The organism is Clostridium sp. CTA-17 (genome assembly GCF_054767895.1).
The window spans coordinates 463,714-476,620 of the sequence record NZ_BAAABF010000001.1 but is presented as its reverse complement, the minus strand read 5'-3'; the positions used below and the strand labels follow the sequence as shown (position 1 = coordinate 476,620).

General features: G+C 25.5%; 5 protein-coding genes. All 5 read right to left on the bottom strand.

Translation table 11 applies throughout. The features are described from left to right. Position 1 precedes the first annotated feature (1 nt). Positions 2-1,546: a type I restriction-modification system subunit M gene (locus ACYUCG_RS02040; RefSeq protein WP_460267982.1), complete on the bottom strand. Its 1,545-nt coding sequence runs from the start codon at positions 1,544-1,546 to the stop codon at positions 2-4. Positions 1,547-1,854: 308 nt separating this feature from the next. After that, entirely contained in the window at positions 1,855-3,603 is a 1,749-nt protein-coding gene (locus ACYUCG_RS02035; RefSeq protein ID WP_131439494.1) for a DUF262 domain-containing protein, read from the bottom strand. Between the two features lie 96 nt (positions 3,604-3,699). Then, positions 3,700-6,456, bottom strand: a complete 2,757-nt coding sequence (locus ACYUCG_RS02030; protein ID WP_460267981.1) for a type I restriction endonuclease subunit R — start codon at positions 6,454-6,456, stop codon at positions 3,700-3,702. 352 nt (positions 6,457-6,808) lie between these two features. Beyond that, positions 6,809-9,586 carry a hypothetical protein gene (locus ACYUCG_RS02025; RefSeq protein WP_460267980.1) on the bottom strand — a complete coding sequence of 926 codons (2,778 nt, stop codon included), beginning with the start codon at positions 9,584-9,586 and terminating at the stop codon, positions 6,809-6,811. Continuing rightward, positions 9,587-12,319, bottom strand: coding sequence for a hypothetical protein (locus tag ACYUCG_RS02020; RefSeq protein ID WP_460267979.1), 2,733 nt, complete (start codon positions 12,317-12,319; stop codon positions 9,587-9,589). It lies immediately after the preceding gene. Between the last annotated feature and the right edge of the window lie 588 nt (positions 12,320-12,907).

Here is a 12,907-nt window from a genome sequence, read left to right as displayed (position 1 = left end):
CCTAAAGACCTAATTCTTTTAAGTCTGCTTCTAGACTTTTCTTTAGTTCTTCTATTTCTTTATCTAGTTCTTTTATGTTTTTTTGAACTTCTATTATATCTATTTCTTCTTCTTCCTCAAAGGTATCTACATATCTTGGTATATTTAAGTTATAGTCATTTTCTTTTATTTCTTCCATAGTAGCTACATATGCATATTTATCTACATTTTCTCTCTTTTTGTATGTTTCTACTATCTTTTCTACATCCCTATCTCTTAAGACATTTTGGTTTTTACCTTTTTCAAATTCATTTGATGCATCTATAAACATTATATTATTTGCATTTTTTCTATTCTTTTTAAATACAAGTATTACTGTTGGGATTGATGTTCCAAAGAATATGTTTGCCGGAAGTCCAATTACTGCATCTAAAACATTTCTTTGTTCTATAAGATGCTTTCTTATAACTCCCTCTGCTGCCCCTCTAAATAACACTCCATGAGGAAGCACGACTGCCATTGTTCCATTATCCTCTAAGTGATGTATCATATGTTGAATAAATGCAAAATCTGCCTTAGATTTTGGAGCTAACTTTCCATAAGCTGAAAATCTTTCATCATCTAAGAACTTATCATCCCCACTCCATTTTGCTGAGTATGGAGGGTTTGCAACTATTGCTTCAAATTTTAAATCTACATGTTGTGGATTCTCTAAAGTATCATCATTTTTAATATTAAAATCACTATATTTAACTCCATGAAGAAGCATATTCATTCTTGCTAGGTTATATGTTGTTGAAGTCTTCTCTTGTCCATAGAACATTCTAACCTTTGCTTCTCTAGAAACACGAAGTAATAATGAACCTGATCCACAAGTTGGATCATATACATTTTTAAGGTCAGTTTTTCCCATTGTAACTATTTTAGCTAATATCTTTGAAACCTGTTGAGGAGTGTAAAACTCTCCTGCTTTCTTACCTGCATTAGCTGCAAACTGTCCTATAAGATACTCATAAGCATCTCCAAGTATATCTATTTCACTGTTATCAAATCTAAAATCTATTTGAGCTATTTTTCCCATAACCTTAGCTATAAGCTCACTTCTACTTTTAACATCCTTACCAAGCTTAGTTGATTTTAAATCCATATCATCAAAAAGATGGTCAAACTCCTCTTCACTCTCTTGTCCTAAAGTAGATTCAGTTATATTATTTATAGCTTCCTCTAAGATTTCTATATCAAAATCACCAGTTTCTATCTTAGCTAAAAGCTTATCAAATAAAAATTTAGGCTCAATAAAATATCCTATATCATTTACTAACTCTTCCTTAAGAGCTTCTCTAAGCTCCTTATCTTCCCAAGCTTCTTCATAGCTAACTCCATCCTCTTCTAAAAGCTTGTTAGCCCTACTTTCCACATTTTCTGAAAGATATCTATAGAATATAAGACCTAGTATGTAGTTTTTAAACTCACTAGCATCCATATTCCCTCTTAAATCATTTGCTATATTCCATAAATTACTTTGTAAATTACTTTGTTGTTCCTTTTGTATTTCGGATGTACTCATTATGTCTTCCCTGCTTTCTATAAATATTAAATTACTAATAATATATTTAATTATACCATTAATATTTTACATTATCACAATACAAACCATTCCCGTTTATAGAATTATCACTATAATTCTAGTTCTTGTTTACATTAATATTTTATATTAAATTAATAATAATTACTTATTCAATAGAATTTTTTTATTATTTATTTAAGTTTATATAAAACTAGAAATTATTACTTAATTTTAATAAAATTCTACAAACAAAAAATAAATCTGAATATATTTAATTTTCAGATTTATTTTTATTTATTAATAATATATTAAAGTTCCTTATCAAACCATATATATTCAGCTAAATTTGCCATCCAAATTGCTCTTTTCTTAATCTCATCAGGTCCCCAATTCTTTGTTGGAATATACTTACATGCTGAAAGTAATTTATCCATCTTAGTATTTACAGTTCCTGTCTTTGGAATTTCTACAATCGTCGATGTTAGCTTTCCATAATTTTTATAAACTTTACATTTTTCTGTATAATACTTATCTTTTATTGATGCATTATCATTTCTCTTAAGAAGAGTCATATTACCAATATTAGACATATATTTATTATACATATCTATATCTCTATACCATTCTTCGCCTGAATATATATTCCAAAGTTTACTTCTTTCTTCTGGTAATATATGTTCTATTTCTAAAGTACTATAATCAACATTATCTAATAACTCTCCTAGTTTAACTAGAATATATTTTGCTTTCTTTTTTTTAAGTCTAGTATCAAACATTTTGTTTTTAAAAGCTTCTAATACTATATCTTTATTATCGTTAATAAGATTTTTCAACTTACTTTTAGCTTCATTTATTTTTTTATTAGTTATTAAGCCTGCAACTTCTGTAAATATACTCTCTAAAGTATTAGTTCTTAAATCTCCTATAACATAACAAAATGCAACTTTTTCAAGCAAATAACTTATTTCCTTTAAAGTATTTTCATCTAAATCTGAGCATGCAAGCAATACTATGATAGTTTGCTTAAGACCTAATAACTTTATATTTGAAATGGATTTATTTCCTTCACCATTTAAAAACTTTATATATTTTAAAGATTTATTTTTTAAAACTTGTAATTCTTTAGAAATTTCATTTTTATTAAGATCTAATTTATTAAAATATAAATATATATCTTTTTTACTTATATATTCTCCTTTGGACATTATATAATGTTTAAGAAAATTTGTTGGTGTTACTCCTCCTGGAAAATTTTTTCTATTAATTCGAGCCGGAGTAAGATTATTTATAAACTCATCCCATTGCCCCTCTAATTCTTCTCTCATATTATCGTCAATATTTTTTAAAAACATATTTTTCATAAGATCAGAAGGTCCTAAGGATAAACTCCTAGTATTTATATTTTCAAATAATACATAAGCTGTTTCTTCATCTTTAGTCGTCAATTCAACTATTTCTACAGTCTTTAATAATGCAAATATAAATGAAAACAATTCCTCTTCTGAATATTCATTTATTATTTCTTTTATTTTTAATTTTGCTTCAATTAATTTTTCATTTGATAAAGTTTTTATTTGTGATTGTTCTATCTTTTTATTTCTAATTAATTTTTCAAAAATTTCTCTATCATTATTTGATACACTCAAACGATACCTAAATACGGGTCCCTTTTGAGATATATCCTTAGTCATTAAATATTGATCTAATAAACTTGCATACTCCTTATACTTTTCATCAGTAGATAAAATAGCTTTACTTGCACATATATCCTTTAATACAGATATTGTTAATAATATTGTTGTAATTCTTTGTTGACCATCAACTATAGTTAAACTTTTAATTTGATTGTCATCTTCATTTTCAATTAAAATTACAGTCCCAATAAAATATTTACTATTAGTATTCTCTTTATCATCTATTGAATTTTTTATATCTAATATGAATGTTTCTACATGAGATTCTGTCCATTCATATCTTCTTTGCCCTACATGCAAATTAAAAAATTTAAGACTTAAAAGCTCTTCTACAGGTAAATTTTTCCCTTGAAATTCCTTCATAACATCACCTCTTTTTCAGTTTACAATAATTGTTATTAAAAGGCAATATTTTACAGAAAGCAAATAAAAATAAATTTTATTTTTCTATTTTTAAACTTAAAAATTAAACTTGTTAACATGATTTATTATGAAAGTTTTTATCTTTTCTGCAAGTCTCTTCTTCTTTAAAAGACCACCACTTAAATTATCCTTTATTTCAGAACCATCAATTCTTCCTGAATACTCATATTCTGAAACATATTCCTTAACCTTAAACTTATCTATCTCAACTTCCTCTGAAAAGTATTCTATTTCATCTACTCTCTTATCTTCTAAAAATTCGTTAAAGGCTTCATCTACTGAGTCATTTTTTGTAATATTAGGTACAACCTTCTCTAAAAACTCTCTAAGTAATTCTGACTTAAGTCTTAAATTTTCATTATCAGCATTATCTAATAACCTTTTAATTTTCTCTATATCCTTCTTAGTTTTCTCTTCTGTCTCAAAATCTATAGTTCTTATTAAGTTTAGTATATAGTTAACATTTATCTTATCTGTTTGCATAAGCTCTATGCAAAAGTCTATATCTACTAATATAGAGGTTTTTCCCTCTTTCTTAACCCCTTCATATATAGAAAAGTATTTACTCTTATAATCCTCATATTTCTGAGCTGATATTCCTATCTTTTTTTCATCAAACTCAAAATCAACAAAGGTTTTAAGCTTAGTTAACTGTTTTGTTAATTCCCTAAAGGCCTCTACAAAATCTTTCTTTTCATTTTCATCCTGCATACAGTCAATAGATTCTATTGTTGGTGCAATCTCATATAATTTATCTAGTCTTTCCTGAAAAAGCTTTAAATAATAATCAAAGCTTTCCATTAAAACCACATCTGTACTATCAGTTTGTGAAAATAAACATATGGCTTCATCAGTTTCCTCTTTTAAATTTCTGTAGCAAACTATATTACCATGCTGTTTTGTGCCATCTAATATTCTATTAGTTCTTGAATATGCTTGTATAAGTCCATGATATTTTAAATTCTTATCCACATAAAGAGTATTAAGTGGTTTACTATCAAACCCTGTTAAAAACATATTTACAACTATAACTATATCAATCTCTGCATTTTTAATCTTTTTTGATAGATGCTTTGAATACTCCTTAAAAGTATCTGTTGAAAAGTCTATATCATCTTCCTTAAACATCTTGTTATAATCACTTATAATTCGCTCAAGGCTCTCCCTTGAATGTTCACACTTACCATCTAAATTTTCATTATCCTCATAGGTAAAAATTGCTGCTATTTTCAAATCATGATCTAAAGCTTTAAAAGCATAATAATACTTAACAAGCATTGGAATCTTTTGAACTGTAAAAAGTGAACAGAACTTTCTTCCTGCTGTTTTTTTATCATGATTAGCTATTATATCCTTAGCTATATTCTCTATACGTTCATCATTCATAAAGACTTCTTCTTTATCTATAGCCTTTATATATTCATCATCATACTCATTAACCTCACCATCAAAGGTTTTAATGTACTCCACAGAAAAGCCAAGTACATTGCCATCATTAATAGCATCTTTTATTAAATAATGATGTAAGCATTTATCAAAAATATCCGCTGTTGTTCTTCCATCTTGACTCCTATTCTCTGGAAGTCTTGGTGTTCCTGTAAATCCAAAGTATTGAGCCTTTGTAAAATGCTTATTTATAGCTGTATGCATCTCTCCAAATTGAGATCTATGACACTCATCTATTATAAATATAACTTTCTCATCTCTATACTTGTCCATTCTATGTGCATATTTCTCTGATTTTAAAAGCCTAGCTAACTTTTGTATGGTAGTTACAATAAGTCTTGTGTTTACATCCTCTATTTGTTTTATTAAAGTTCTAACATTATCAGTTGTATCAACACAATCCTTCTCAAACTTATTAAACTCCTCAACAGTTTGGATGTCTAAATCTTTTCTATCTATTAAGAAAAATACCTTCTTAACCTTCTCCTCATCTGCTAAAAGCTGACTTGCCTTAAAAGAAGTTAAGGTCTTTCCAGAACCTGTAGTATGCCAAATAAACCCATTATTGTTAGTTTCATTAGCTCTCTTCATTAAAGCTTCAACTGCATATATCTGATAAGGTCTCATAACCATAAGATTTTTTTCACTCTCATTAATAATCATATACTTAGCTATGATCTTATTTAACATATTTCTATCTAAAAAAGATTCAGCAAATTCTCTAAGGTTAGTTACTCTCTTATTCTTTTCATCACTCCAGAAAAAAGTAAACTCACACTTAATCTCCTTATCGCTATTAGAATAGTATTTAGTGTCAACACCATTACTAATAACAAAACATTGGATATATCTAAATAACCCCTTTAAAGAATGTTTTCTATATCTCGCTATTTGATTGAAAGCCTCATTAAAGTCCTTACCCCTTCTCTTTAACTCAATCTGAACCATAGGTAAACCATTAATAAGTATAGTAACATCATACCTATTAACATATTTACCTTCCATAGTTATCTGATTAGAAACTTGGAATATGTTGTTGTGATAATCCTTTCCATCAAAAAACTCTATGTAAACCTTAGTTCCATCCTCTCTCTCAAGAATGAACTTGTCCCTAAAAATCTTAGCACTATTAAAAATACTCTTATTCTTTAAATGAATAAGTATTCTCTCAAACTCTTTATCAGTAAAAGCCACATCCCCTAGTTTTTTCCTGTTAAACTCAAATAAAGTCTCCCTAAAATTCTTCTCTAAAGCAGCTTCATCAGGTATAGTAACTCTTGCATAGCCTTGCTCAACTAATTGATTAATTAATAATTCTTCTAATTCATGTTCACTTTGATAAGTCATTATAAAAACTCTCTCTCCCCTGTAATCTATTTAAAGTTAAAATAATTTTACTCACAATTTTATAATTATATTATAACAATAATGTTTCTTAATGGAAAATATAACTTCTATGCTTTTAATATATTAATAGTAAAATAAAAAAACTTCTTGCACAAAATTTGTGTAAGAAGTCTTTTATCGGATATATAATATATTATAAATATCAAAGTTAATCCATCATGAAAATTTTTATGCTAATTTAATTTTATTTTTATTATGACAACTAACTAGATTTCTATAGTAATGTATTAACTATCTATATTAACCAAAATATTATCAAATTCAATTAACTCTCATCTATATAAATTATTTATTACTCTCTAGGAATTCTAAAACTTTGTTCTATTCCCATTTGTCTAACACCATCTAACCAATTATAAATATCTGCTTGATTATACTTATAACTTCCGTCATCATTTTTAGCTTTTTCTAATGCTATTGCCATTAAAGCATATTCATTTTCTAGTAATGTATCAAAAACACCTTGATCATCTGTATTAATAGAAACAAATAATTGTGTAGTTTCATTTATATCATCTGTTCTATTTTGCAGTCCAAAGTTATTCATATTTAATATTGGATGCTTATCATATCTTCTAAATGTACTTATTAAAACATTTGAAGATGGGTTTGTTTCAATACCTATCCCTTTTTTTCTTAATTCAATTTGCAGTTCTTTTTGAACCTTCTTAATTATATCTATCAAATAACTTTCTATTTTTAATACTGTCTTTTTATATCCTTCACTTTTTACTACAGTATCATAATGATATCTATGATAAAGCTCACGAACTAATTTATTACTTTCATTTTTAATACATGCACACCTATTCCAAAAACTAGTATTTTGCAATAGTTTATTATCACTCTCACTACTTTTATCTTCAAAATTATAATCAAAGTAATACTCTGGATCATCTCCTCTTAGCTTCCATGCATCTATGTAAGTATCAACAGATATTATGCTCTTGTCACTTATATTATTCAAATAAATTTCCCTATAAAATTTATTATAAATACTCTGTAACTTATCATAAGAACTTAAAGGAATATCAATTTCATAATCTCGTATCTTCTTAATTAACCAAGCAATATTATCTAATACTTCTTGTTTAGAAAGATATACTCTATACATTTTATTCCTATACCATTCATCAACATCTATGCCCAAAGCTATTGCATGTCCTAATCTATCTCCATGTGTAAAACCTAAAAAATAAACTGCTTCATCTATTGCTCTTAATCCATATACAATATCTAAAAAGTCTTCTCCAACATGAAATGTAGCTCTAAGCTGTGGTAAAGCTTTTTTACTATTAAATTCACCAAGATAATCTTTTGATGGAAGATGTTCTTTCAAATACCTAAAAGCTTGTCCGAACACTTCTGGTCTTGCAACTAATTCATTTGCACATGCATCTATACCTAAAACCCTTGAAGCATACTCCTGATTTTTCTCTCTCATATCTGCTAGAGATTTAGCCCATTTTTCAAGTTGTTTTCTATATTTATAATGTCTACATTTTAAATAAGTTTGCAAATACTCCGTATCCTTTTTTTCTGGTTCATCAACCAATTTTGCTTCAAGTTCATCAACCATTTTAGGAAAATGATACACATAAAAATACTTCTCTTTAATTTTCTCAACTAATGGAATTATATTATTCTCTCCACAAACTAACTTCATTTCATTAAGTGATAAATCCTCATTTAAACAACATGTGTTTCTATACCCATCTACAACAGATTTTAAATTTTCTGTAATCCAAAAATTATTATTATCACTAATTATTTCTTTACAAATCAATTTATCTTTATCGTCAATATATTTACAATTTTCACTAACCACATAATCTGGAACTACTCTAGCTTCTAATGATTTAATATTCTGTGTTTTTATAGAAGTTAAAATTGCTAAAGGTTCAAGAGATTTTTTTAGTATAGAATCACTTTTTAAATACTTACTTTTTCTTACTTGATAATCTTCAAAATTTGAGAATCCAACTTTATCATTTTGTTGTATAATTTCACCTCTAACTTTATTTTTAATTATTAAATAAGCATAAAACAAATCAGAATACTTTACAAAATCATCTTTATTATCATTTAAGTAAATTTTCTTGAAGCAATTATACATAAAAACTCTTTCCCCTAAAAACAATTTCATCTTTTTACTAGACGCTTTTATTCCAACAGGCAGTGCATAATCAACTGCTTCTTTTCCATCTTCATTCTGTATTTTAGCTCCATAAATATATTTTAATGAGCTTATCTCACTTTGTAATTCATCTCCATTAATCTTAAGAATTTCTGAGTTTATTCTCGAACATAAATCCTCTTCTGTATCTATAATTTCTCCAAGAATATTTATTAAATCCTTATCCTCTTCATTATTTAACTTTTTAAATAATATTACTCTTATTAGCGCAGCTATCACCATTAATTCATTTATCTTAACTTCTCCATCTTTATCTTTTCCTAGCCTGTTTCTTTCTAAATCTAAATTAGCCATATCCTTTGCATTTATATTATTCATTAATGATACCCAATTTAATTTAAATATTGGAGCAGAGCCTGTTAAATGGAAATGATTTTCTGACATCCCTTTAGATAGCATGTTATGAAGCCTTCTATTATTACTTTTAATTATAGTATCCCAAGAAAAGTTTTCTCTTTTTGTCCCAATTAATAAATCTTTATATGCAAGAAAAGAACAAATAAACATATCTGGATCTAATTTTAATGTAACACTTCTCCATTTTAATAATTCCTTATACTTACATCTAACATCATTACCACAATCATCTAGTAAGCTCTCATTGTAATTAACCAAAAGATTAAATACTGATTTTGAAAAATTATTGCTATTCACATTTCTATCCATCTCTTCATTTACAATATTAAAAACATTTAAAGTTTCATCTTTTGAAACTTGTGACTCCTCTTCCTGATAAAGTTTAATAAATATCTCCTTATCTATACTATTACTATTATTATTTTTAAAATTATCATATCTAAAAAAATTAGAAATAATACGATAAGGATTTTGTTCTTTGAAAATAATCACTAAAGGTGTTTTGAAAATATCCATTTATAATCTCCCGTAGTTTTGATCATTCTTCTTATTATTTTGATTATCATCTACTTTTATCTTATTAATCATAGAAGTCCAATTAGTTGAAAACTTGTTTTTGTTAAAAATAATAGTACTATTATTTGAAGACATCTTTTTATTTTCACTATCGCTAGAATTTCTAAATTCTTCTATTTTATCATCAATATCTTTTTCTAATACTTCTACCAATTTAATACAGGTTGCAATATTTTTTTTATTTTCATCCGAACCTTCATGTTCTTTAGAAGTTTTTATTTTGCTAATTTCTTTTCTAACCTCCTCTAAATTATAATTCTGTTCTTGATCTTTTTTAAGCTCTTTATCAATTAAATTTAATTTATCTGTTGCTGAACTTTCAAATCTACTCATACCTTCAGCATTTATTTTGCTATTTAAGTACTCTTTAAGTTTCTTTATATTTTCTTTAGCTTTTGTATAGTTTTCTAAGCTTATTGGATTATTAGTTAAGTAGACTCCATTATTTTTTATAAACTCCTTAAATTCAGTAATTTTTTCTTCATTTACTATTCTATCTTTTCTATTATTTTCATAGCTAAATTCAATATTATATAGTGAGCAAAACTTATTAAATAACTCATTTATATTCTCAAGATTCTTACCCATTGATTCCAATGGAGATTTACCATTATAAGATTGAACAATACTATCTAATTCATTTAATATTTTCATCCAAAAATCAATGTTTATTATTAATGAATACTGCTCATCTAGATTTATCTTTTTATTCTCATCTTCACTCTCTACAGAATCATCTAACTCATTCTTCAAATACTTTATTTGCCCCTGTAAATTTCCATCAATCTTTTCTTTATATTTCTCGATATATACATCTAATATATTTTTATACATACAGTAACTAACCATGTTTAAAGAACTCAATTCAAAATTAGTAAAATTAGTAAATTCATCCTCTATTAGATATTCTTTTTTCTCTCTTCTAATCAATCTATTGTATCTATCTAAATTTTTATATTTATCTAAGTTTTCACTTCTATAAAATATAATCTCAAAAATTGCAAATCTAAAATCATAATTCGTAAATTTTTTCATTTCTTTAGTGCTAAACTTAACATCTCTTGATAGACATCCTGAATTTTTATTATGAGTGAGACTAAAATAATCACCAACAAAATTAAATCTTGTCTCTTTAAATAGAGTTATAGGATTTTTATAAAAGGTTTCTAATAATCTTAAAGAATAGATACATTTAAACATTTCTATTGAATCATCTTTAAGTAAATTAGCTTTAATCATTTTTACCATTTTTACCCAAGTAACTATATCTCCATACTCTATTCTTTCTTCATTTATAATAAGCTTATTTTTATTTATCCACTCTACTCTTTCTTTAATTATTGTGTCTTCAATTTCCTTACTACCCTTACTATATTCATTAATACATTCATTTAAATAAAATAAAGCTTTACCATTTAACTTATTAAATTCACATTCTAATATGTCAATTAATTCTTTTCTTTTTTTTATATCATTTATATAAGAAATCAAAATATCTCTTATATAAATTTTAAATTTTGCTATATTTTCTATTTTATAATTTTCACTTTCATCTCTTGATTTCATATTATTTAACATCATAATAAAATCAATAAACAAACGTAAATTCTGTGTAATAATAGCGTTATAATGATCTTTATCAAAAATTATATATCCTATTTTTTTATTTAAATTATAATTAATAATGCTAGATATGCTATTTAATTCTTTTCCATTCTTATCTTTAGTATCTATATTATGAAAATCATCTATTTTTAAATTAATACCATTTGCAGAAAGTTTAGGCATATGTATTCTTCTGCTAAAAGGTATTAATTTTTCTAAATATTTTTCTGTCTTGTTATCAATACCCTCTTTAAATTCTTTTTCTTTATTTATACACCTTGCTAAATCTAAATTTCCCTTTAAGTCATTTACAAATTTTTGTCTAACAACTTCTTCTAATTGTTCAAATTTTACAGCCATTAATATTATTACATTCGGTAAAATTAAGTATTTTCTAATATCCTCTAACATTTTTTCTCCGACTGTTAAATTCATATCTAAATCATCAATTGAAATTACAATAAACTTATCCGAAGATTCCTTATATTCTATATACGCTTTTATTAAATTACTTAAATCTTCCTTTAATGAAATAGCTGATGATAAATCTACAAGTGCTTCAAGATTATCATAAGATTGCTCTAATAAACTACCTTTACTACTATTTATTATTTTTAAATCCTTATAAACCTTTTCAAATTTCTTAGCTAATACCTTTTTTTTCATTAAATTATCATCAGATTTTGTATCTTTAAACTCTTTAAACATCTGTCCAACAACAATTTCAATAATTGAATCTTTATTTGAAAAAAGCATTGGATCTATTATATCAAGTAATTCAAAATTATTTTTTTTACCTTTAATTTCATAATCCTTATCTAAACTCTTTCTAAAACTTTTCATTGTAGAAGTCTTACCTGAACCCCTATCACCTACAAAAGCTATTATATTGTTAAAATCATTACTATTATCATTCTTATCATATTCAAAATTCACAATCTCTTCTAAATACTTATTGGCTTCAGCATATGAATCTTTAAAAAATGACTCCTCAAAATCAGCTTTATCTTCTATTTTAGGTTTAAATACACAATTTTTATTTATAGTTAATGTCTTTTGCTTACTCATATAATTCAATATTTCCTCCATTTAATTAATACAAAAATAATTATATCATTTTTGTTATATTTTGTCTTTTTAAAAATAAATTAGTCAAATTACAATGAATCTGAACTTCCATAAAATACTCCTTATGGAATCAAAAATCTTTTCAATCTAATCCTCATTCCATACAAAATGTCTTTGTATATTTAATAACTATACGCTTATATTTTCATATCTATTATTCAAACAACTACTCACCTTTCTAATAGTTAGACTATGACTCTTCATAAAACTTCCGGATAAATATTTATACCTTACATAAATATTAAAAGTATGTATTGCTTTATTCTATAAAGTTTAATAATAAAAAACATCTCTTAATATTTAAGATATTAAGGGATGTTTTCTATTGTAACTTCAAACTAATCTAATAATTTTATAATATTTATAAATAATAAATTTCTCTCTACTAGAACTTTTATTCTATATCATTAACATATTTAAATATATTCATTTCCTTATTTAACTCTACTTTATATGAACTTGATAGTTCTGCATATTTTAATATTTCATCTAAATTACTACTCCCACTTAAAGTTATACATCTTTTTA